The organism is Agromyces bauzanensis, assembly GCF_014645655.1.
GTDB classification, from domain to species: Bacteria; Actinomycetota; Actinomycetes; order Actinomycetales; family Microbacteriaceae; genus Agromyces; species Agromyces bauzanensis.
Genome location: NZ_BMMD01000008.1, coordinates 125,869 through 148,848 on the forward strand (window position 1 = coordinate 125,869; position 22,980 = coordinate 148,848).

Below are 22,980 nucleotides of genomic sequence, written 5' to 3' on the forward strand. Positions count from 1 at the left end.
GCGCGGATCGTGCACAGTGATGCACTCTGCCATCCGCTGCGCCACCCTCGCTCGGGATGCTGGTGCGACGCGGCATCCGGGGCCTGGTCCGGCACGAGCAGCTCCGGATGCCGCGAGCCGCCGATCCGCGGCGGCGCACGAGCCGAGGAGTGGAAATGACCGACAGCATCACCGTCACGGGCGTGGTGGGCACCGACCCCAGTCTGCACGTGACCACGCAAGGACTTGCGATCACCTCGTTCCGTCTCGCATCGACGAAGCGGTACTTCGACCGGGCCAAGGGCAGCTGGGAGGACGGCGAGACCAACTGGTACACCGTCTCGACGTTCCGGCAGCTCGCGCACAACACACTGGCGTCCATCAAGAAGGGCGAACGGGTCGTGGTGCACGGCCGGCTGCGGCTCCGCGCGTGGGAGAACGGCGAGAAGTCCGGCACGGCCGTCGAGATCGAGGCCGACGCGATCGGCCACGACCTCACCTGGGGCACCACGGAGCTCACCAAGGTGCGCCTCGCGCGCGAGTCGTCGGGGAGCGAGGGCCAGCCGGCGCGCGACGGCGACCTGGTGAGCCACGAGGGCAACGGTGCGGCCGGCATCGGCGACTGGCCCGGCGTCGACTCGACGACTGCCCAGGAGGGGGCCGACCTCGAAGAGGCGAGGCTCGAGGTCGTCCTCTGATCGGACCGCGGGTCGACCGCCCGACCCGGCCTGCGCTGCGGCATGGACTCGCCTCGGGCGGTCGCCACCCGCCGAAAGGGGAGTGATGACCAGCCGTCTCGGCAGCACCGCGGTCCTGGCGCTCGCCGGCGCCGCGATCGGCTTCGGCACCGCCGGATGCACCGCCACATCGCCGGTTCCCACCCGCCATCCCGAGCTCACGGCGTCCGCATCGCCGTCCTCGGCGCCGGCGTCGGGGTCGGCCACGCCCGCACCGAGCGCACCGCCGATCCTGCGACCCACGCTGTCGGCCGAGGAGAGCCTCGCCTACTTCTCCGCCGTGAACCTGGCCGTGGTGGCGGCGAGCTCCTCGGCCGGCGGACGCGACTTCATCGACGCGCGCGTGGCCGCCGGCTTCGACAAGTCCCAGATGCAGGTCACGCACGATCGCACGACCGTCGCCCTGCAGCCCGACTCCGTGCAGTTCGCCGTATTCTTCCAGGGCGAGTGCCTGATCGGGCAGCACGGTTCCGGCTCCGACGGATACCAGAGCGCGGTCCGGCCGCCGCTCGGAACGGGTGGATACCTCATCGGCCAGACGCGGCCCATCGACAGCTAGGGCGTGCCGCGTGGTGAGGCGCCCGGCGGTGAGGGAGGCATCCGGGACGCCCATAGACTGGTACGGATATGGCTGACTACATTTACTCGATGGTCCGCGCCCGCAAGGCGGTCGGCGACAAGGTCATTCTCGACGACGTGACGATGGCGTTCCTCCCCGGCGCGAAGATCGGCGTCGTCGGCCCGAACGGCGCCGGAAAGTCGACGATCCTGAAGATCATGGCCGGCCTCGACCAGCCGTCCAACGGCGATGCCAGACTCACGCCCGGATACTCGGTCGGTATCCTCATGCAGGAGCCCGAGCTCGACGAGACGAAGACGGTGCTCGAGAACGTGCAGGAGGGTGTCGGCCCGATCAAGGCGAAGGTCGACCGGTTCAACGAGATCTCGTTGGCCATGGCCGAGCCCGACGCCGACTTCGATGCGCTCCTCGCCGAGATGGGCAGCCTCCAGGAGGACATCGACGCGGCCGACGCGTGGGATCTCGACTCCCAGGTCGAGCAGGCCATGGACGCCCTGCGCTGCCCGCCCGGCGACGAGAAGGTGTCGGTGCTCTCGGGCGGTGAGAAGCGTCGCGTCGCGCTCTGCAAGCTGCTGCTCCAGAAGCCCGACCTGCTCCTGCTCGACGAGCCCACCAACCACCTCGATGCCGAGAGCGTGCTGTGGCTCGAACAGCACCTCGCCAAGTACCACGGCGCCGTGCTCGCCGTGACCCACGACCGGTACTTCCTCGACCACGTCGCGGAGTGGATCTGCGAGGTGGACCGAGGTCGCCTCTACCCATACGAGGGCAACTACTCGACCTACCTCGAGAAGAAGCAGGAGCGGCTCACCGTTCAGGGCAGGAAGGACGCCAAGCTCGCCAAGCGACTCGCCGACGAGCTCGACTGGGTGCGGTCCAACGCGAAGGGGCGTCAGGCCAAGTCGAAGGCCCGCCTCGCGCGGTACGAGGAGATGGCCGCCGAGGCCGAGCGTACGAGGAAGCTCGACTTCGAGGAGATCCAGATCCCGCCCGGGCCTCGACTCGGCAACGTCGTGCTCGAGGCGAAGAAGCTCGAGAAGGGGTTCGGCGACCGCACGCTCATCGACGGCCTCAGCTTCACGCTGCCTCGCAACGGCATCGTCGGCATCATCGGGCCGAACGGCGTCGGGAAGACCACGCTCTTCAAGACGATCGTCGGCATGGAGCCGCTCGACGACGGCGACCTGAAGATCGGCGAGACCGTGAAGATCTCGTACGTCGACCAGTCCCGCGGCGGCATCGACCCCAAGAAGACGCTGTGGGAGGTCGTGTCCGACGGGCTCGACTACATCCAGGTCGGCAGGACCGAGGTGCCGAGCCGCGCCTACGTGTCCACGTTCGGCTTCAAGGGTCCCGACCAGCAGAAGCCCGCCGGCGTGCTCTCCGGCGGCGAGCGCAACCGGCTCAACCTCGCGCTCACCCTCAAGCAGGGCGGCAACCTGCTGCTCCTCGACGAGCCGACCAACGACCTCGATGTGGAGACACTCTCGAGCCTCGAGAACGCGCTCCTCGAGTTCCCCGGTTGCGCCGTGGTCATCACGCACGACCGGTGGTTCCTCGACCGCATCGCGACGCACATCCTCGCCTACGAGGGCACCGACGAGAACCCGTCGTACTGGCACTGGTTCGAGGGCAACTTCGAGGCGTACGAGGCGAACAAGATCGAGCGTCTCGGTCCCGAGGCGGCGAAGCCGCATCGTTCCGCGTACCGCAAGCTCACGAGGGACTGACATGCGCCTGCACGTGCCAACGCCGCTTCGGTGGTCCGACCTCGACGCCTACGGTCACGTGAACAACGCCCGGATGCTGAGCCTCCTCGAGGAGGCTCGCATCCAGGCGTTCTGGGCCAGCGACGACACGTCGGAGCATGCGGTCGGCGCCACGACCGCCGTGATCGATGCGACGTCGGGCTCCGACACCATCACGCTGATCGCACGGCAGGAGATCGAGTACCTCGCGCCGATCCCGTACCATCGTCAGCCGCTCGACATCGAGCTGTGGATCGGCCGCATGGGCGGGGCCAGCCTCGACGTCTGCTACGAGGTGTTCTCGCCGGCCGGCGTCGAACCGCGCACCCTGTACACGCGCGCGACCACGACCATCGTGCTGGTCGACGCGGCATCCGAGCGCCCGCGCCGCATCAGCGACGCCGAGCGGGCCGCGTGGGAGCCGTACCTCGGCGAGCGGCTCGCCTTCCGCCGGCGCTGACGCGCCCGCTCAGCGCTCCAGGGGCTCGTCGCTGAAGGAACCCTCCCAGACCGCCCGGCTGCCCGCCTCGCCGATCTGCACGAGCGTCCAGGTCGTGCCCGCGGCGACGCCGAGCGCGGCGAGCGTGAGCACCATGCCCACGACGATGCGCACCGCGCGGCCTGGGCGTGCGGTGGCGCCGGCCCCCGCGTCGCGTCGCGCCGCGACGAGCTCGACGACCGCCCAGGCGGCGATCACGACGGCCAGCACGACGATCCCGTAGAGCCACGGCACGATGTCCTCGCCCTGCGCCGTGTGCTCCTGGATGAGCGGTGCCGGCGGCACGCGCTGCTCGAGCCACTTGCCGGCCTCGATCGTGACGAGTCCGAGCGGGAGCAGGAGCGCCGCCGCAGTGAACGCCGGAATCCAGAGGATGCGGCGGGCAGCGGGCCACCCCGCGACGAGGACGAGCGCCAGGGTCACGAGGGGCGTGAGGACGAGCACTGCGTGCACGAGGAGGACGTGCAGCGGCAGGCCGGCGAACGTGTAGTCCATCGTCAGGATGCCGCGACGATGCGGTCGCCCGAGATGGCGACGGGGATCTCGGCGAGCGCCTCGAGCGCGGGTCCCCGGATCACGTCGCCCGTCGCCGCGTCGAACCTCGACGCGTGGCACGGGCAGTGGAACTCGTCGCCCGCCGCCGCGACGACGCACTGCTGGTGGGTGCAGATCGCGCTGAACGCGACGACCTGGCCGGCGGTCGGCTGCGCGATGAGCGCCGGCTCACCGTTGATGGTCGCGTCGATGCTGCCGCCGACGGGGACGTCGGCGAGTGCCGCGATGTCGCCGCCGACGGCGGGCGCGTCGGGAGCGGCACCGGGACCGGTGCCAGGCTCGTCGGTGAGGGAGGGGGTGGGCGAACCGGGGGAATCCGTTCCGGACGGGGCATCCGTAGCACAGCCCGCCAGGGTCAGCGCGCCGCCCACGACGCCGACCGACCCGAGCGCCAGCATCGTGCGCCTCGTGAGGCCCGTGGGATCCGTCACACCCTGAGCTCCTTCGTTCGCCTCGCTCGCGCCCCGTGCGCGTCCAGCCCCGTCCTGGAGGACGCCGAGCCGCGTGGGCGCGAACCCACAGAATTCATTCAGTCGAATGCATCGACGTGGGGAACGCGGATCATGCCCTCCTGGGCGACGCTCGCCACGAGCACGCCGTCACGGGTGTAGATGCGCCCCAGAGAGAGCCCGCGGCCGCCGCTCGCCGAGGGCGACTCCTGCACGTACAGCAGCCACTCGTCGACCCGCGCGTCGCGGTGCCACCACATCGCGTGGTCGAGGCTCGCGACCCTCAGGCCCGGGGTCGCCCACGCCACGCCGTGCGCCCGAAGCACCGGCTCGAGGATCGCGTAGTCGCTCGCGTAGGCGAGGGCCGCGCGGTGCTGCTTGGGGTCGTCGGGCAACCGCCCGAAGGCCTTCATCCATACGGCCTGCCGCGGTTCGCGGTCGCCGTCGGCGGACAGGTAGATCGCGGACGGGATGTGCCGCATGTCGAACGCGCGCTCGTTCGACATGTGGCGTGCGACGTCGTGATCGACCTCGCCGAGCACCTCGGCGGCGGTCGGCAGCCCTTCGGGATCGGGGATGCCGTCGGGCATGTCGACCTGGTGCTCGAGTCCGTCGTCGCCGTGCTGGAACGACGCGATGAGCGAGAGGATCGGCACCCCGTTCTGGAAGGCGTGCGTGCGCCGCGTCGAGAACGAGCGCCCGTCGTAGAGCCGGTCGACCGAGAAGGTGATCGGATGCGTTACGTCGCCCGGGCGCAGGAAGTAGCCGTGCGCCGAGTGGATGGTGCGGTCGCTCGGCACCGTGTGCATCGCGGCGATGAGCGACTGGGCGAGCACCTGGCCGCCGAACACGCGACCGTGGGGCATCCACTGCGACGGCCCCGTGAAGATGTCCTCGGTCGTGCGTGCACCAGTGTCGGTGAGGTGCAGGGTGCTGAGCAGGCCGTCGATGGGACCGTTCATCGTTCCTCCGAGTCAGTGGGGCGAGGCCGCCCGACACCGGCGGAAGGGCGGTCCGCCGGGGCGGCGGCGCTCCCTTGGTAGTTTAGACAGTAGATGGTTCAGCAATTCACGCTCGCGGACAGCCTTTCGCTCGGCGACCTGCACACCTACCTGCAGCGCGCCGGGCGCGTCGAGGACGGTTCCGTGCGGCTCGTGGCGGGCTCGGGCATCCTCGCGGTGTACACGGCGATCCTGTACCCGCGTGGCATCCTCGACGAGAGCCCAACCGTGCTGGGCCTGCGCACCTTCCAGTTGTGGGAGACCGACGACTTCGATGTCGTGGTGCCCATGCGCTCGGTCGTCGACCGGATCGTGCGGGCAAGGGGGCAACTCGGAGAGGACGACGAGTCGCGTCCGGTCACCATGACCCGGCCGCCCGAGGTGAACACCGTGACCTGGGCGGGCATCTCGCCGCCGCGCGGCGGATGGCGACCGCTCGGCGAGACGGACTCGGCGACCCTCGAGCGCGCGGCCCGCGGCGGCATCGAGGAGGTCGCCGCCGCGATCCCCGAGGGCACCGGCGAGCAGCTCGTGCAGCGCGTGCGCTCCGAGGTGTGGGGCCGCGGCATCGAGGGGCTCGAGTACGTGCCCGCGGGCGCCGCGTTCGCGGCCTTCAGCCTCGGCTTCCTCGGCGACGACCCCATCCGGCTCTTCGAGACAGGCCCCTGGACGCGGCTCTCGTCGAGACGCGGCCACGTGCTCGTGCGGCGGAAGCCCTGGACCCTCAAGGCGTAGTCGCCCCGGCGTCGCCCGCCGCCGTCAGCCCCGGGCGATGGCGCGTCCGGCCGCACGGCCGGTGAAGAGGCATCCGCCGAGGAAGGTGCCCTCGAGCGAGCGATACCCGTGCATGCCGCCGCCGCCGAAGCCCGCGGCCTCGCCGACCGCGTAGAGGCCGGGCACCGGAGTGCCCTCGGCGCCCAGAGCACGAGAGGCGAGGTCGGTCTGGATGCCGCCGAGGGTCTTGCGCGTGAGGAGGTGCAGCTTCACGGCGATGAGCGGACCCGCCTTCGGATCGAGGATTCGGTGCGGCGTCGCGACCCGGATGAGCTTGTCGCCGCGGTACCTGCGCGCACCGCGCACGGCGATGAGCTGGAGGTCCTTCGAGAACTCGTTGTCGAGCTCGCGGTCGCGGGCGACGATCTCGCGCTCGATGTTCTCGGTGTCGAGCGGCACGTCGGGGGAGAGGGCGCGCATGCCGTCGAAGAGCTCAGGCAGGGTGTCGGCGACCACGAAGTCGACCCCGTGCTCCTTGAACGCCTCGACAGGGCCGGGCGCCCCGGAGCCGAGGCGGTCGGCGAGGAGCTTGAGGTCCCTGCCGGTGAGGTCGGGGTTCTGCTCGCTGCCCGAGAGCGCGAACTCCTTCTCGATGATCTTCTGGGTGAGCACGAACCACGAGTGTGCGTGGCCGGTCGCGACGATGTGCTCGAGCGTTCCCAGCGTGTCGAACCCGGGGAAGAGCGGCGCGGGCAGCCGACGTCCCTCGGCGTCGAACCACAGCGACGACGGGCCGGGCAGGATGCGGATGCCGTGCAGGGGCCACACGGAGTCCCAGTTCGCGATGCCCTCGGTGTAGTGCCACATGCGGTCGAGGTTCACGAGCCGCGCGCCGGCCTGCTCCGCGATGCCGAGCATCCGCCCGTCGACATGCGCCGGCACCCCCGAGAGCATCGCCGTCGGTGCCGTCCCCATGCGCTCGGGCCAGTACTGCCGAACGAGGTCGTGGTCACCGCCGATGCCACCGGAGGCCACGACCACCGCCGCGGCGCGCAGCTCGAACTCGCCCGCGGCGTCGCGGTTGCTGGGCTCGCCGCGCTTCGCCGGGTCGTCGGCGAGCACCGTGCCGCGCACGCCGACCACGGCGCCCGAATCGACGACGAGCTCGTCGACGCGGTGCCGGTGCCGGAGCTCGACGAGCCCCGCGGCGGCGCCGGCCTGCACGCGCGCGATGAACGGGGCGAGCACGCCGGGCCCGGTGCCCCACGTGATGTGGAAACGCGGCACCGAGTTGCCGTGGCCGATCGCACCGTAGCCCCCGCGTTCGGCCCAGCCCACGACGGGGAAGAGACGCACGCCCTTCTCGCGCAGCCAGGCGCGCTTCTCGCCGGCGGCGAACTCGAGGTAGGCCTCTGCCCAGCGGCGACCCCACTCGTCCTCGTCGCGGTCGAAGCCGGCGGTGCCGGCCCAGTCCTGCCGGGCGAGTTCCAGCGAGTCGTGCACACCCATGCGCCGCTGCTCGGGCGAGTCGACGAGGAACAGGCCGCCGAACGACCACCAGGCCTGCCCGCCGAGGCTCGCCTCGGGCTCCTGGTCGACGATCACGACGTGCTTTCCGGCGTCGACGAGCTCGGCGGCCGCGACGAGGCCGGAGAGGCCGGCCCCGACGATGATCGCGTCGGATTCGGTGCGGGGTGCGGGGGAGGCGGCCACGTGGACTCCTTCGTCTCGGGTGGGGCGGCGGGGCGGGGCAGGCGGGTGGTGCAGCGGCAGCGGATGCTGCGGGGTCGGAGTTCAGTCCTCGAACGTGTTGACCATCGCGAACGCGGCCCGCTGCAGGTAGTCCCAGAGGGTCTCCTCGGCGAGCGGCGGGAGCTCGAGCGAGTCGAGGGCCCGGCGCATGTGTGCGAGCCAGCGGTCGCGGGCGTCGGGGTTCACCTTGAACGGCTGATGACGCAGGCGCAGCCGCGGGTGCCCGCGCTGCTCGCTGTAGGTGCCCGGTCCGCCCCAGTACTGCTCGAGGAACCCCGTGAGACGCTCGGCGGCGGGCCCGAGGTCCTCCTCGGGGTACATGGGGCGCAGCACCGGGTCGTCGGCGACACCGCGGTAGAACTCGGCCACGAGCCGTTCGAACGTGGCGCGCCCGCCGACGGTCTCGTAGAACGAGGGCCCGAATGCGGCATCCGTCATGGTGTGTCTCCCGTGGTGGGTGGTGTGGGCGCGCGAGGCGCCCGGTTCTTCTTCGCGGCGCGTGCCGAGGCGTCCTCGACCGTCGGGTTGGGCGCGGTCTTCGGCGGTTTCGCGCCCTTGACGCGGGTGGCGCCGTCGAACCCGGAGAGCACGACGCTCGACAGGCTCGGCAGCTTCACGTCCATGGCGTCGAGCGTACGCTTCAGGCGCATGCGCAACTCGCGCGCGACGTCGTCCTTCGACGAGGTGCGCACCTTCATGACGATGCGGATCACCATCGCGTCGTTCGAGATCGATTCCAGCCCCCACACCTCGGGCTTCTCGAGGATGCGCGAGCGCCACTTGCCCGACTGCGAGAGCTCGACGGCCGTGCGCAACATCTCGGCCTCGACGGCGTCGACGTCGGCGTCGTAGGGTACCGCGAGGTCGAGGATGACGCGGGCCCAGCCCTGCGACATGTTGCCGACGCGCAGGATCTCGCCGTTGCGCACGAACCACAGCGTGCCGTTCACGTCGCGAACCTTGGTGATGCGGATCTGCACGTCTTCGACGATGCCCGTCGCCGGGCCGAGGTCGACGACGTCGCCGACGCCGAGCTGGTCCTCGCCCACCATGAACAGGCCGTTCAGCACGTCCTTCACGATGTTCTGCGCGCCGAAGCCGAGGCCGGCGCCGATCGCGGCCGACAGGAGCGCGAAGGAGCCGAGGATGCTCGGATCGATGACGTTCACGATCAGGAGCGTCAAGATGATGACGAGCGTCACGTTCACGACGTTCCGCAGCAGCGAACCGAGCGTGCGGGTGCGCTGCACGATCCGCACCGCCGCGAGCGGTGAGGCCTGCAGAGCCTGCGTGTCGGTTACCTGCTGCTTCTGCTTCACGCCGGTCACGATGCGCGTGACGACGCGCTCGATCACGAAGTGCAGCACCCAGCTGACGAGGAACGCGACCGCGATGATCAGGGCGATCGCCACCAGCTTGCCGACGATCGAGCCCCACGGGGTCGCCCAGAATGCGTCGAGTTGCTCCCACAGGGTGGTCTCGTCGGGGGCGGGCTCGAATCGGAGCATGGTTCGACAGTCTACTCAGCGGCGCCCGTGAGGTCGTCGGCATCCCGCTCACGCGCCGCCAGGGCCCGCTCGAGCTCGTCGAGCTGCTCCGACACGAGGCGGTGCAGCGGTGCCGGCCCGGGGTTCGCGTCGAGCCACGAACGCGCCATGGCCGCGAGCTCCTCGTCGACGAGCGGCGACGGGAAGAGTCGCGACACGACGAGGGAGGCCATGGTGAAGCTCCGGGTCGCCCACACGTCCTGCAGCATCGCGAAGTAGTCCGTCGCCGTCGAGGCGAGCAGCTCGGGCAGCGTCGTGCGCCGCCAGCCCTCGGCGATCGCACGGGCCAGGTCGTTCGGGAGGCCCGTGTCGGTCGCGACGCGCCGCCACGCGGCATCCTTCACCGCCTGGTCGGGGCGCGCGGCGCGCGCGGTCTCGGCCAGCTGGCGCCCCTTCGCGGTGTCGTCGAGTTCGAGCGCGCCGTCGATCTCGGCGTCGGATGCCGCACCGAGGGCGGCGCGCGCGATCACGAGCTCCCACCGCAGGTCGAGGTCGACCTCGAGTCCGGCCAGCTTGATCGAGCCGTCGAGGAGGCTCCCGAGCACATCGGCGTGCGCCTGGCTCGCGGCGATGCGCGTGAACGCCTTGACGAACTGCAGCTGCGCGTCGGATCCGGTGCCCGCCAGCTCGGCGAGCGCCCACACGGCATCACCGGCCTCGACCGAGAGCGCGTCGCGATGATCGACGGCGAGGTAGCGCGAGAGGGCGAGCTCGAGCCGGCCGAGCGTGAGGCCACGCGCCGCCGATTGCGTCTCGTGGCCGATGCTGCCGAGCACCAGCCGCACGAAGTCGCCTGCGGGCAGCTCCGCGTCGCGCACGGCGTCCCACGCCGAGCCGAGCACGACCGCCCGCGCGACGGGGTCGGGGAGGTCCGCGAGCTGCGCCACGGCCGTGGCGAACGACGGGTCGTCGAGCCGCACCTTCGCATAGGTGAGGTCGTCGTCGTTGACGAGCAGCAGGTCGGGGCGGGCGAGCCCGACGAGCTCGCGCACGTCGGTCGACGCGCCGGCCACGTCGAGCTCGATGCGGTGCGTGCGCACGAGCGCGCCGTGCTCGTCACCCGAGTAGCAGCCGATCGCGAGCCGATGGGGGCGGAGGATCGGATGCGTCGGGGCCGCCGACTGCTCGACGCGAGTCGCGGTGATCGTGCCCGAGGCATCCGTCTCCACGATCGCCCGCAGGGTGTTCACGCCCGCGGCCTCGAGCCACAGCTCCGACCAGCGGGTGAGGTCGCGCCCGCTCGCCCGCTCGAGTTCGTCGAGGAGATCGCGCAGCGTGGCGTTGCCGCCCGCGTACGCCGTGAGGTACGCGCCCACGCCGCGCTGGAAGGCGTCCAGCCCCACCCACGCGACCAACTGCTTCAGCACCGACGCGCCCTTGTCGTAGGTGATCTTGTCGAAGTTCACCTCGACGTCGGCGAGGTCGCGGATCTCGGCGACGACGGGGTGCGTCGAGGGCAGCTGGTCCTGCTCAGCCGCGTGCGTCTTCTCGTCGCTCGCGAACGTGGCCCACACGCCCGTGAACTCGGTGACCGCGGCCGTGGCGAGGGTCGACGCCCACGTGGCGAACGACTCGTTGAGCCAGAGGTCGTTCCACCACTTCATCGTCACGGAGTTGCCGAACCACATGTGGCTGAGCTCGTGCAGCACGACGATCGTGCGCTGCTCGCGGCGGGCGTCCGAGACGCGCGCCCGGAACAGGTAGCTCTCGTTGAAGGTGACCGCGCCGACGTTCTCCATGGCGCCCCAGTTGTACTCGGGCACGAAGACCTGGTCGTACTTTCCGTACGGGTAGGGCACGCCGAACGTGGTCTCGTAGAACTCGAGTCCGGACTGTACCGTCTCGAACATGACGTCGGGCTCGGCGTACTGCGCGAGCGAGGCACGCGTGAAGAGCCCGAGCGGCACGTCGCGTCCGTCGACGCTGCGCGCCGAGCCGTGCCAGGCCGCGTACGGCCCGGCGATGATGGCGACGATGTAGCTCGAGATCACGGGTCCGGGCTCGAACGACCAGGTGGCGGATGCCGCGCCTGGCGCGCGCTCGGGGTCGGGGGCGGGCGCGTTGCTCAGCACGCTCCAGTGCGCCGGTGCGGTCACCGTGAAGCGCACCGACGCCTTGAGGTCGGGCTGGTCGAACACTGCGAAGACGCGATTCGCCTCCGCCACGGCGAACTCGGTGTACAGGTAGGTCTCGCCGTCGACGGGGTCGACGAAACGATGCAGGCCCTCGCCCGTGTTCGTGTACCGGGCGTCGGCGACGACGTGCACCTCGTTCTCGGCGGCGAGGTCGTCGAGCCGGATGCGCGTGCCGTCGCTCACGGCGGCCGGGTCGAGCGGCCGGCCGTTCAGGGTCAGTTCGTGGATGGCGTCCGTGCACGCCTCGATGAAGGTCGAGCCGCCCGCGACCGCGGTGAACCGCGCGACCGTCTCGCTGCGGAACGTCTCCCCGCCTCGGGCGAGGTCGAGGGCGACCTCGTACGACGGGGCGCGCACGACGGCGGCGCGCTCCACCGCCTCGAGGCGCGTGAGGTTGGCAGCAGGCATGGAGGAACCCTTCGAGTGATGTGCCCGGCCAGCCTACCGACGGTCGCCGGTCGGACCCGCCGACATGAGGCCGTGCTCGTTGGCGAGGATCTCGAGATGCACGCGATCAGGTGACGCGTCCCGGGTGCACGGTGAAGCCGAGTCCGTCGACGGCGGTCTTGGCGCCGTAGCGCTTGGCGAGTCCTTCTGCGGTGATCATGTCTTCGACGCCACGGATGCCGCGTCCGCCGCGAATCGGACGGTGGCATGGTTGCCCCGTGAAGGCCGGTCGGGCTACTGCTGCGCGTCGCGCTCCTGCGCGGCGAGCGCCCGGTCGATGCCCGCCAGCCGCTCGACCACGAGGCGACGCAGGGCCGGGACGTCGGGGTGCGAGTCGAGCCAGGCGCGGCTGGCGTCGGCGAGGGCGCGGTTCGCGAGCGGCGACGGGTAGAGACCGTCGACGAGCTTCTCGGCGATGGCGTAGCTGCGCTCGTCCCACACGCGCTCGAGCATCGCGAAGTATCGGTCGACGAATGCCTCGAGGAGGGCGGGGTCGCTCGCCCGAAGGAAGCCCTCGGCGGTCTCGCGCACGATCGTGTTCGTCGCCGTGTCGACGTCGACGAGCGACGACCAGGCCCGTTCCTTCGCCTCCAGCGTCTGGATGGCGGCGCGGGCATTCGCGGCCGACTGCTGCCCGGTGGCGGTGTTGTCGGTGGCGAGGCGTGCATCGATCTCGGCATCGCCCGCTCGGCCCGCGGCGACGAGCGCGATGAGCAGCTCCCAGCCGAGGTCGGTGTCGATCTCGAGGCCCTCGAGGCGGAGCGACCCGTCATGCAGCGCCTCGAGCTCGTCGACGTGGCTGCCGGCCTCGGCGAGACCCGCGAAGTTCGTGACGAACTGGAACTGCGCGTCGCTGCCGGGCTCGGCCTCCTGGGCGAGTCGCCAGAACCCGTCGGAGAGGCTGCGGCGCGCCTCGGCGCGGCGCTCGGGGGCGGTGTAGGCGCTCGCGGCGAGCACGGCGTTCGCGAGCACGATGCGCAGCGTCGTCGACTCGGTCTCGCTCGCGATGTTGCCGAGCACGAGGGCGAGGTAGTCGCTTGCGCGGGTCTCGGCGTCGCGCGTGGCATCCCAGACCGAACTCCACACGAGGGCTCGCGCGAGCGGGTCGGCGATCTCGGAGAGGTTGGCGAGGGCGACGCCGTGCGAGGGCTCGTCGAGCCGGATCTTGGCGTAGGCGAGGTCGTCGTCGTTGAGCAGCACGAGGTCGGGCCGCGCGAGGCCGATCAGCTCGGGCACGGAGGTGCGCTCGTCGGCCACGTCGAGCTCGACCCGGTGGTCGCGCATGAGCTTGCCGTCGTGCAGGTTGTAGAACCCGATGGCTAGGCGGTGCGGGCGGATCGTCGGGTGCTCCTCGATGGCGGACTGCAGCACCGAGAACGAGGTGATCGTGCCCGTGTCATCCGACTCGAGCTCGGGGCGCAGCGTGTTGACGCCTGCGGTCTCGAGCCACAGGCCCGACCAGTCGGAGAGGTCGCGTCCGCTCGCGACCTCGAGCTCGGCGAGCAGGTCGGCGAGGGTCGTGTTGCCCCACGCGTGCTTCTGGAAGTACGCGGACACGCCCGCGAAGAACGCATCGACGCCCACCCAGGCGACCAGCTGCTTCAGCACCGAGCCGCCCTTCGCGTAGGTGATGCCGTCGAAGTTGACCTGCACGTCCTCGAGGTCGTTGATGGTGGCGACCACCGGATGCGTGGACGGGAGCTGGTCCTGACGGTACGCCCAGCTCTTCTCCATCGCGTTGAAGGTCGTCCACGCCTCCGTCCACTCGGTGGCCTCGGCCGCGGCGATGGTGGATGCCCACTCGGCGAACGACTCGTTGAGCCACAGGTCGTTCCACCACTTCATGGTGACGAGGTCGCCGAACCACATGTGGGCGAGTTCGTGGAGGATCGTGACGACGCGGCGCTCGCGCACGGCGTCGGCCACCTTCGACCGGAACACGTAGGACTCGGTGAACGTCACCGCGCCCGCGTTCTCCATGGCGCCGGCGTTGTACTCGGGCACGAACAGCTGGTCGTACTTCGCGAACGGGTAGGGCACGCCGAACTTGCGCTCGAAGTACTCGAAGCCCTGCTTCGTCTTCTCGAAGACGTAGTCGGCGTCGAGGAACTCGGAGAGGGTCTTGCGGCTGAACACGCCGAGCGGGATGACGCGGCCGTCGGCCGACGTGAGCTCGTCGCGCACCACGGCGTAGGGGCCCGCGATCAGGGCCGTGATATAGCTCGAGATGCGGGGCGTCGGCTCGAACGCCCAGGTCTTCGCGGGGGCGTCACTGCCGTCACCGGCGACGGCGTCGACCGGCTCGGGCGTGGGCGAGTTGGAGACCACCTCCCAGTGCGCGGGGGCGGTCACCGTGAACCGGAACGAGGCTTTGAGGTCGGGCTGCTCGAACACCGCGAACATGCGGCGCGAGTCGGGCACCTCGAACTGAGTGTAGAGGTACGCCTCGCCGTCGACGGGATCGACGAACCGGTGCAGGCCCTCACCGGTATGCATGTAGCGGCCGTCGGCGACGACGACGAGCTCGTTCTCGGCGGCGAGGTTCGGCAGCTGGATGCGCACGCCGTCGCTCACCTCGGCCGGGTCGAGGGCCACGCCGTTCAGCGTGACCGAGTGCACCGCGGCGATGATCGCATCGATGAACGTGGAGGCGCCCTCGGCTGCGGCGAACCGCACCGTGGAGGTGCTCCGGAACACGTCGGGGCCGGCCGTCACGTCGAGCACGACGTCGTAGTCGTGCACCGTGACGAGCGCGGCGCGCTCCTCGGCTTCGAGCCTCGTGAGGTTCTCTCCTGGCAACTTGGTCTTCCTCTCAAGTGAGCGTTGGGTGGGCGCTCGTGGCGCGTCGCACGATTGACCAGCCTAGTCCTCGGGCCTACCGTGACGACATGAGTATGAGCGTCGATTCCGGTGCCCCGACCGCCGAACGGTACCGGGTGTTCGCCGACGTCGAGGCGCACGGCATGTCGGCCGCCTATGAGACGTGGGCGCTCGGCGTCGCCGGCGATCCCGGCACGATCGCGCTCATCGACGAGCTGCCGTCGCCGAAGCGCCAGCCGAACCTCGTGTTCTCGGCCGCCCGGTGCCAGGGCGCGCCGATGGGGCCATATCACGTGTTCCGCGAGTGGCTGCGCGCGCACTGGGTCGAGGTGCGGGCGACGGCTCTCACGCACGCCACGCAGACCAACGAGGCGGCAAGGTGCGCGTTGCACGTGCCCGCGCTCGCGGGACCCGAGGGCCCGATCGCGCTGCTCGAGGTCGGGGCATCCGCGGGTCTGTGCCTCTACCCCGATCGGTACAGCTACCGCTATGGCGGGCACCCGCAGCTCGACCCCGCCACCGGTCCCAGCCCGGTGGTGATCGACTGCACGGCGAGCGGACCGGTGCCGGTGCCCGACCGCCTGCCCGAGGTCGTCTGGCGCGGCGGCATCGACCTGAACCCGCTCGACGTGCGCCATCCCGACGACCTGGCGTGGCTCGACGCGCTCGTGTGGCCAGAGCACGACGACCGCAGGGCTCGCCTTCGAGCGGCGGCCGCCATCGTCGCGGCGGACCCGCCGCGCATCGTGACGGGCGACCTGAACGACCGGCTCGTCGCGCTCACCGCCGAGCTTCCCGACGGCGCGACCCTCGTGGTCTTCCACACCGTCGTGCTGATGTACCTCGACCAGCCCGAGCGCGACCGGTTCGCCGAGACGGTGCAGGCGCTTCCGGGTCACTGGCTGTCGGTCGAACCGCGCTCGGTGCTCCCGGCGATCCGGGTGCGCGACGACGTGCCGAACGACGGCTCCGACCTCGTGCTCGCGCTCGACGGGGTACAGCTCGCGTGGGCGCAGCCGCACGGACGCGCCATCCGGTGGGTGCCGGATCCCTAGACTTGGCGCATGCGCATCCACATCGCGACCGACCACGCCGGCCTCGAGTTCAGCCGCACGCTCGCAGGCCACCTGACCAACGGCGGTCACGAGGTCGTCGACCACGGACCCGTCGAGTACGACCCGCTCGACGACTACCCGGCGTTCTGCATCAACGCGGCGCTCGGCGTCGCGCGCGACCACGCCGCGGGCGTGAAGACGCTCGGCGTGGTGTTCGGCGGCTCGGGCAACGGCGAGCAGATCGCCGCGAACAAGGTGCGCGGCATCCGCGCGGCCCTGGTCTGGAGCATGGACACCGCGATCCTCGCCCGGCAGCACAACGACGCCAACGTCATCTCTATCGGCGCGCGCCAGCACACCGTCGAGGAGGCGATCCGCTACATCGACGCGTTCATCGCCGAGCCGTTCTCGGGCGACGAGCGGCACGTGCGGCGCATCGCCCAGCTCGGCGAATACGAGACCACGGGCGACATCGCGGGCAGGGGCGTCGACGTCGAGCCGCCCGCGGCCGACCAGGCGTAGGAGCCGCGGTGCCCGAGGGTCACTCCGTCCACCGCATCACCCGGCAGTTCGAACGCAACTTCGTCGGGCACGTCGTGCGTGCCTCCAGCCCCCAGGGCCGGTTTGCCGCGGGTGCGGCCGACCTCGACGGGCGACGGATGACGGACGCCCGCGCCGTGGGCAAGCAGATGTTCCTCGGCTTCGAAGGCGACCGCTGGCTGCGGGTGCACCTCGGCATGTACGGCGCGTGGGACTTCGCGGGAGACATCCTGATGGATGCCACGATCGCCTCGGCGAACGGCCGCATGGGCCAGACGAACCAGCGCGGCACCTTCCTCGAGGGGCCGAACCCCGACGCCGTGGTCTTCGACTCGGCGGACGAGAACTCGCTCGCCTCGATCGGCGCGCCCCGGCGCACCCGGCTGCGCATGTCCGAGTCCGAGAAGGAGGGCGGCGGGATCGACACGTTTCCGCCCGAGCCGATCGGGCAGGTGCGCGTGCGCCTGCTCACCGACGCGGTCGTCGCCGACCTGCGCGGTCCGACGGCGTGCGAGGTGCTCGACCCCGCCCAGGTCGAGGCCGTCGTCTCGAAGCTCGGTCCCGACCCGCTCATCGACCCCGGACAGGGGGCGGAAGACCGCTTCGCGGCATCCGTCGGGAGGAAGTCCACCCCGATCGGACTGCTGCTCATGGACCAGGGCGTCGTGGCCGGCATCGGGAACGTCTATCGCGCCGAGCTGCTGTTCCGCGCCCGGCAGAACCCGCACACGCCCGGTCGGCTGGTGCCAGAGGAGCACGCGCGGCATCTGTGGCGGGACTGGGCGAAGCTGCTGCGCATCGGCGTCGAGACCGGCCAGATGATGACCATGGACGATCTCGACGACGACGCGTGGAGGGCCGCGATGGCGAACCGCGCCGACCGGCACTGGGTGTACAAGCGCGAGGGGCTGCCGTGCCGGGTGTGCGGTACGAACATCGTGGTCGAGGAACTGGGCGGCCGGAAGCTGTACTGGTGCCCGTACTGCCAAGCCTGAACTCGTCCGCCGAGGAGCAGGCGTACCGAGGCCGGCGAGTCAGGCGACGTCGTCGGGCAGTGACGGGTGCTCGCCGGGGAGGCGTCGCGGCTTCGGGATGGCGAGGCCGAGCCCGCCCGCCACGATCGCGGCGGCCAGGCCGATCAGGAACGTGAGGTCGAAGGCCGCCCGGGTCGGCACCAGCACGCCGTCGACGTCGACGGCGGTGGCCGCGAGCACGGCGCCCATTACGGCCGCGGCCATGCTCGTGCCGAGCGAGCGCATGAGGGCGTTGAGCCCGTTGGCCGCGCCGGTCTCGGTGGCGGGCACCGCGTGCATGATGAGGATCGGCATGGCGGCGTAGCCGAGCCCGATGCCCACGCCGATCAGGGCGTTGACGAGCGCGATCTGCCACACCTCCGACGAGGCGACGACCGCGACGGTGTAGGCCACGACCATGGCGCCCGCGCCCGAGACGAGGAGCGCCTTCGCGCCGAAGCGACGGGTGAGGCGCGCGGCCACGGGCGACATCGCCATCATCACGAGCCCGGCCGGCATGACCACGAGGCTCGCCGCCAGGAGTGAGAGGCCGAGCCCAACGCCGGTCCCGGCGGGGAGCTCGAGCAGCTGGGGCAGCGTGATGTTCGACGAGAAGAACGCGAACCCCATCGCGATCGACGCGAGGTTCGTGATGAGCACGGGCGGCCTGGCCGCGACGCGCAGGTCGACGAGGGGATCGTCGAGCCGGAGCTCGAACAACCCCCACACGACGAGCACGACGATGCCGCCGAGACCGAACCCGAGCGTGCCTGCCGAGGTCCACCCCCATGCGTCGCCCTGCGACAGCGCGACGAGGAGGCCCGACAGGCCGATCGCCAGTCCGATCGCCCCGGGGAGGTCGAACCGGCCGGGCGCACGGAGAGTGCTGACCGGCACGAGCCACGAGACGAGCGCGAAGAGCACGACGCCGAGGGCGGCCGCCATCCAGAACAGCAGGTGCCAGTCGGAGTTGCCGGCGATGAGTGCGCTCACGGGCAGCCCGAGCGCGCCGCCGAACCCCAGCGTCGCGCTCACGAGGGCGACCGCGCCGCCGATCTGGTCCTCGTGCAGGTGGTCACGGAGGATGGCGATGCCGAGCGGGATGACGCCGACCACGGCGCCCTGCAGCGCCCGGCCGACGAGCAGCACCGGGAGCGACTGCGACGCGCCGGCGATCACGCTGCCGACCACGAGCACGGCGATGAGCGCCAGCACGATGCGCCGCTTGCCGTAGAGGTCGCCGAGCCGGCCCGCGATCGGGGTGGTGACCGCGGCCGTCAGCAGTGTGACCGTCAAGACCCAGGCGGTCGCCTCGCGGCTCTCGCCGAGCAGCTCGGGCAGTTCGGCCTGGATCGGCACGACGATCGTGAACATGAACGACGAGCACGCGCCCGCGAACGCGAGCACGGCGACGATCGGCCACGTCGGCGGGGTTCTGCTGAGGCTCGCCCGTTCGTCCCCGCCACGCGTGCTCATCGGCGCCAGCCTATCGGCACCCGGTGCCATGCCCGCCGAAGGTAGCGTGGAGGCATCCGACCGGAAGGACGCCGATGCGGCAGAACCCGAGCTTCTCCATGGCGAGCGAGGAGGGCGTGAAGCGCCTGATCCGCGAGCACCCGTGGGCGACGATCGTGAGCCGGGCGGATGCCGCGGGCCTCGTGGCATCCCACTACCCGGTGCTCCTCGACGAGGATGCCTCCGGCATCGTGCTGCTCACGCACGTGGGCCGCCCCGACGAGGTCGTGCACGAGCTCGGCCGCCACGAACTCATGGTCATCGTGCAGGGTCCGCACGGCTACATCTCGCCCGGGTGGTACGACGCGAACCCCGCCGTGCCCACGTGGAACTTCGTCACCGCGCACCTGTACGGCACTCCCGAGCTCCTCTCCGACGCCGAGAACCTCCGGGTGCTCGAGGGGCTCGTCGACCACTTCGAAGACCGCATGCCCGAACCGCGGCGCATGCGCGGCACACCCGAGGACTCGGCCTACGCCGACCGCATCGCGGTGGGCACGGTCGGCCTCCGCATCCCGATCACCCGGTTCGTCGCGAAGAACAAGATGAGCCAGAACCGGCCCGCCGAGACGGTCGACCGCATCATCGCCGAGCTCGAGGGCGACGGCCCGTACGCAAGCCCCGCGCTCGCCGCCGAGATGCGTCGCACGCACGAGGCGCTGCGGGCCGCTCGGGCATGAGCGGCAAGGCACACGACGGCGATCGGGTGACGGATGCCGCGGCGCCGATGGTCCTCGCCGGCGCGCGGATCCCAGGGCGAGACGGGCGCGTCGACGTGCACGTGGCGCACGGCACGATCGCCTCGATCACGCCGGCCGGCACGGCGGCATCGGGAGGCGCGGAGCGCATCGAGCTCGACGGCCGCTTCATCGTGCCCGGCCTCCACGACCGGCACGTGCACTTCTCGCAGTGGGCGATGTGGTCGCGCCGCCTCGATCTCGCCGGCGTCGAGTCGGCCGCCGCGGCCGCGGGGCTCGTCGCGGCGGCCGTCGGCCGGGGCGACGCCGAGGTCGTGGGCGGCGGCTACCGCGACGGACTCTGGCCGGATGCCCCGAGCAGGGCGCTGCTCGACGCGGTGTCGGGCGACGTGCCGGTCGTGCTCATCGCGGGCGACCTGCATGCGTGCTGGCTGAACACCGCCGCGGCCCGCCGCCACGGGGTCGAGTACCTCGCCGGCGACAGCGGCGTGCTGCGCGAAGACGACTGCTTCCGGCTCACGCGTGAGCTCGACGACGTCGCCGACGACGTGCTCGACGCGTGGGTCGCCGAGGCGGCATCCGCGGCGGCCGCGCGGGGCGTGGTTGGCATCACCGACTACGAGATGCGCTGGAACCGCGACGACTGGGCGCGCCGCGCCGGCTCGGGCCTCGACACGCTGCGCGCGTCCTTCGGCGTGTACACCCAGCACCTCGACCGTGCGGTCGACGAGGGCATGCGAACGGGCGACGAGGTGCCGGGGACCGAGGGGCTCGTCACCGTCGGCGGCTGCAAGGTCATCACCGACGGGTCGCTCAACACCCGTACCGCGTGGTGCTTCGACCCGTATCCGGGCCTCGACGAGGCCGAGCACCCGTATGGGCTCGCGACCGTGGCCTACGACGAGCTCGTGCCCCTCATGCGCCGCGCGCACCGGGCCGGCATCGCGCCCGCGGTGCACGCGATCGGCGACCGTGCCAACGCCGCGGTGCTCGACGCCTTCGAGGCCGTCGCCCCCGCCGGCTGGAACGGGCGCGGCTCGATCGAGCATGCGCAGCTGCTCCGCCACGAGGACGTCGCGCGGTTCGCCCGGCTCGGGATCGTCGCCAGTGTGCAGCCCGAGCACGCCATGGACGACCGCGACGTCGCCGACCGGTACTGGGCCGGACGCACCGACCGAGCATTCATGCTCGCCGAGCTCACCGCGGCCGGCGTCGAGCTCGCCCTCGGCTCCGACGCACCCGTCGCGCCGCTCGACCCGTGGGTCGCCATCGCCGCCGCCGTGGGGCGCACCCGCGACGGGCGCGAGCCGTGGCATCCCGAGCAGGCGATCGAGGCGAGGATCGCGCTCGCCGCGTCGACGGGCGGGCACGGCGCCGCGATCGTCGTCGGCGGTCCGGCCGACCTCGCCGTCATCGAGCGGGATCCGCTCGCGGCATCCGCCGACGAACTCCGCAGGATGCCGGTCGCGGTGACGCTCCTGGGCGGGCGCCTCACGCACGACACGCGCTGACGGGCGCTGACGCGCGGGGGACAACCGGGGAACGGGCAACGAACGGGCGGGGGACGGGGCGGGGGAAAACCCCCGCCGCGATCCGGGCGCACACCGGCTGGGACGCCGGCGCCGGCATCGCGACGCTGGAACCATGCCTTCCATAGGATCGATCCCAAGTCCGATCCGCCGGCCACGCGCCGTCGCCACCGCGCTCGCCGCGGGAGCCCTGGTGTCGGTGTCCTTCGCCGGCTGCGGCCTCGCCGGCCCGACGCCGGTCTCCACGGTCGACAAGGTCGACTTCGAGACGCCGCTCAGGATTCCGCCGCTCGCCGAGTCGACGGTCGACCCCGACGGCACGCGCGTCTCGCGCTCGAGGCGCAGTCGGGCACGACCGAGTTCACGCCCGGCGCTCCGAGCGACACCTGGGGCTTCAACGGTTCGTACCTCGGCCCGACCCTCGTCGCGAAGCTCGGCGAACACGTGCGCGTCGACGTCACGAACGCGCTCGAGGTGCCGACGACGGTGCACTGGCACGGCATGCACCTGCCGGCCGAGATGGATGGCGGACCGCACCAGATGGTCGACCCGGATGCCACGTGGTCGCCCGAGTGGGACATCGACCAGCAGGCGGCCACGCTCTGGTACCACCCGCACCTGCACGGCGAGACCGAGTCGCACGTGGCGCGCGGCCTCGCTGGCATGTTCCTCATCCAGGACGACGTCGAGCAGGCGCTGCCGCTGCCGCGGGAGTACGGCGTCGACGACGTGCCCGTCATCGTGCAGGACACGGGGTTCTCGGACGGCGGCGTGCGCGACGGCTCGCAGCGCGGGTTCGCGGGCCGGCTCGGCGACGAGCTCCTCGTGAACGGAATGCGCGGCCCGTACCTCGAGGTCTCCGACGAGGTGGTGCGACTTCGCCTCCTCAACGCGTCGACCGCCCGCAGCTACGCCTTCACGTGGAGCGACGGCCGGCCGGTCGAGCTCATCGCCACCGATGGCGGGATGCTCGAGGCATCCGTCGAACTCGACCTCGTCATGCTGTCGCCCGGTGAGCGCGCCGAGGTGCTCGTACGGGTGACGCCGGGCGAGCGGCTCGTGCTTCGCTCCGAGATGACCGCCGAGGCCGCGGGCATGATCGGCTCGATCGCCGCGATGAACGGCAGAACCGACTCGTTCGACGTGCTCGAGCTGCGTGCCGCCGACGAGCTCGACGCGTCGGCCGAGGTGCCGGACCAGCTCGCCGAGCTGCCGCCGGTGGATGCCGGCGAGGTCGCCGCGACGCGCCGGTTCACGCTCGACGGCTTCGAGGTCAACGGCCACCAGATGGAGATGGGTCGCATAGACGAGACCGTCACGGTCGACACGACCGAGCGCTGGGTCGTCGAGAACACGAGCCAGATGCCGCACAGCTTCCACGTGCACGACGTGCAGTTCCGCATCGCGTCGATCGACGGCTCCCCGCCGCCGCCGCACCTCGCGGGCTGGAAGGACACCATCTTCGCCGCTCCCGAGACCGAGTTCGAGCTGATCCTCCGCTTCGAGGACTACGCCGATCCCGACAGCCCGTACATGTACCACTGCCACCTGCTGTGGCACGAGGACCAGGGCATGATGGGCCAGTTCGCCGTCGTCGAACCGGGTTCGTCTGCCACCATGACAGAAGGTACCACCCACCATGAGCACTGAGAGCTCGAGCATCGATC

20 protein-coding genes are annotated in these 22,980 nt (G+C 71.3%); 11 read left to right on the forward strand and 9 right to left on the reverse strand.

What is annotated here, in order from left to right; translation table 11 throughout:
- Positions 1-155: 155 nt before the first annotated feature.
- The 4 genes from ssb to IEX31_RS08900 all read left to right on the forward strand — a co-directional run bounded on the left by ssb (position 156) and on the right by IEX31_RS08900 (position 3,504).
- Positions 156-677, forward strand: coding sequence for a single-stranded DNA-binding protein (ssb, locus tag IEX31_RS08885; protein ID WP_188743069.1), 522 nt, complete (start codon positions 156-158; stop codon positions 675-677).
- A gap of 85 nt (positions 678-762) precedes the next feature.
- A complete protein-coding gene (locus IEX31_RS08890; RefSeq protein WP_188743070.1) occupies positions 763-1,275 on the forward strand; it encodes a DUF6993 domain-containing protein in 513 nt (170 codons plus the stop codon).
- Between the two features lie 68 nt (positions 1,276-1,343).
- Positions 1,344-3,026: an energy-dependent translational throttle protein EttA gene (gene ettA, locus IEX31_RS08895; RefSeq protein ID WP_188743071.1), complete on the forward strand. Its 1,683-nt coding sequence runs from the start codon at positions 1,344-1,346 to the stop codon at positions 3,024-3,026.
- 1 nt (position 3,027) lies between these two features.
- Positions 3,028-3,504 (forward strand): acyl-CoA thioesterase, encoded by a 477-nt coding sequence (locus IEX31_RS08900; RefSeq protein ID WP_188743072.1) that lies wholly within the window; start codon positions 3,028-3,030, stop codon positions 3,502-3,504.
- A 9-nt stretch (positions 3,505-3,513) separates the two neighbouring features.
- Here the strand turns inward: IEX31_RS08900 and IEX31_RS08905 are convergent, their stop codons facing one another.
- The 3 genes from IEX31_RS08905 to IEX31_RS08915 form a co-directional block, all read right to left on the reverse strand.
- Entirely contained in the window at positions 3,514-4,038 is a 525-nt protein-coding gene (locus IEX31_RS08905) for a hypothetical protein (RefSeq protein ID WP_188743073.1), read from the reverse strand.
- A 2-nt stretch (positions 4,039-4,040) separates the two neighbouring features.
- Positions 4,041-4,529 (reverse strand): QcrA and Rieske domain-containing protein, encoded by a 489-nt coding sequence (locus IEX31_RS08910; protein WP_188743074.1) that lies wholly within the window; start codon positions 4,527-4,529, stop codon positions 4,041-4,043.
- Positions 4,530-4,627: 98 nt separating this feature from the next.
- Positions 4,628-5,509, reverse strand: coding sequence for an acyl-CoA thioesterase (locus IEX31_RS08915; protein ID WP_188743075.1), 882 nt, complete (start codon positions 5,507-5,509; stop codon positions 4,628-4,630).
- A gap of 93 nt (positions 5,510-5,602) precedes the next feature.
- Between IEX31_RS08915 and IEX31_RS08920 the strand changes: the two genes are divergently transcribed.
- The gene (locus IEX31_RS08920) at positions 5,603-6,283 is read left to right on the forward strand and encodes a DUF8185 domain-containing protein (RefSeq protein ID WP_188743076.1); all 681 of its coding nucleotides are present in this window, start codon (positions 5,603-5,605) and stop codon (positions 6,281-6,283) included.
- Between the two features lie 24 nt (positions 6,284-6,307).
- On the opposite strand, the gene IEX31_RS08925 is transcribed toward IEX31_RS08920, so the two are convergent.
- The 5 genes from IEX31_RS08925 to pepN (IEX31_RS08945) all read right to left on the reverse strand — a co-directional run bounded on the left by IEX31_RS08925 (position 6,308) and on the right by pepN (IEX31_RS08945) (position 14,942).
- Entirely contained in the window at positions 6,308-7,975 is a 1,668-nt protein-coding gene (locus IEX31_RS08925) for an FAD-binding dehydrogenase (protein WP_188743077.1), read from the reverse strand.
- 81 nt (positions 7,976-8,056) lie between these two features.
- Positions 8,057-8,452, reverse strand: coding sequence for a globin (locus tag IEX31_RS08930; RefSeq protein ID WP_188743078.1), 396 nt, complete (start codon positions 8,450-8,452; stop codon positions 8,057-8,059).
- Positions 8,449-9,522: a mechanosensitive ion channel family protein gene (locus tag IEX31_RS08935; protein ID WP_188743079.1), complete on the reverse strand. Its 1,074-nt coding sequence runs from the start codon at positions 9,520-9,522 to the stop codon at positions 8,449-8,451. Before IEX31_RS08935 ends, IEX31_RS08930 begins: the two co-directional genes overlap by 4 nt.
- An 11-nt stretch (positions 9,523-9,533) precedes the next feature.
- Complete coding sequence (gene pepN, locus IEX31_RS08940) at positions 9,534-12,104, reverse strand: aminopeptidase N (RefSeq protein WP_188743080.1); 2,571 nt, start codon at positions 12,102-12,104, stop codon at positions 9,534-9,536.
- 273 nt (positions 12,105-12,377) lie between these two features.
- On the reverse strand, positions 12,378-14,942 hold the full coding sequence (pepN, locus tag IEX31_RS08945; protein WP_188743081.1) for an aminopeptidase N: 2,565 nt from the start codon (positions 14,940-14,942) through the stop codon (positions 12,378-12,380).
- Positions 14,943-15,031: 89 nt separating this feature from the next.
- Here pepN (IEX31_RS08945) and IEX31_RS08950 point away from each other — a divergent pair, with 89 nt between their 5' ends.
- From IEX31_RS08950 to IEX31_RS08960, 3 genes are read left to right on the forward strand one after another with little or no spacing between them, the layout of a single operon-like run.
- Positions 15,032-16,018, forward strand: coding sequence for a DUF2332 domain-containing protein (locus IEX31_RS08950; protein WP_229662215.1), 987 nt, complete (start codon positions 15,032-15,034; stop codon positions 16,016-16,018).
- A 9-nt stretch (positions 16,019-16,027) separates the two neighbouring features.
- Positions 16,028-16,540: a ribose-5-phosphate isomerase gene (locus IEX31_RS08955; protein ID WP_188743082.1), complete on the forward strand. Its 513-nt coding sequence runs from the start codon at positions 16,028-16,030 to the stop codon at positions 16,538-16,540.
- 8 nt (positions 16,541-16,548) lie between these two features.
- Positions 16,549-17,553 (forward strand): Fpg/Nei family DNA glycosylase, encoded by a 1,005-nt coding sequence (locus tag IEX31_RS08960; RefSeq protein WP_188743083.1) that lies wholly within the window; start codon positions 16,549-16,551, stop codon positions 17,551-17,553.
- A gap of 39 nt (positions 17,554-17,592) precedes the next feature.
- Here the strand turns inward: IEX31_RS08960 and IEX31_RS08965 are convergent, their stop codons facing one another.
- A complete protein-coding gene (locus IEX31_RS08965) occupies positions 17,593-19,047 on the reverse strand; it encodes an MFS transporter (RefSeq protein ID WP_188743084.1) in 1,455 nt (484 codons plus the stop codon).
- A gap of 74 nt (positions 19,048-19,121) precedes the next feature.
- Between IEX31_RS08965 and IEX31_RS08970 the strand changes: the two genes are divergently transcribed.
- The 3 genes from IEX31_RS08970 (at position 19,122) to IEX31_RS08980 (ending at position 22,963) form a co-directional block, all read left to right on the forward strand.
- Positions 19,122-19,766, forward strand: coding sequence for an FMN-binding negative transcriptional regulator (locus IEX31_RS08970; RefSeq protein WP_188743085.1), 645 nt, complete (start codon positions 19,122-19,124; stop codon positions 19,764-19,766).
- Positions 19,763-21,295, forward strand: a complete 1,533-nt coding sequence (locus IEX31_RS08975; protein WP_188743086.1) for an amidohydrolase — start codon at positions 19,763-19,765, stop codon at positions 21,293-21,295. The genes IEX31_RS08970 and IEX31_RS08975 overlap by 4 nt, the downstream gene beginning before the upstream one ends.
- 231 nt (positions 21,296-21,526) lie before the next feature.
- Positions 21,527-22,963, forward strand: a complete 1,437-nt coding sequence (locus IEX31_RS08980; protein WP_229662221.1) for a multicopper oxidase family protein — start codon at positions 21,527-21,529, stop codon at positions 22,961-22,963.
- Positions 22,964-22,980: the final 17 nt, after the last annotated feature.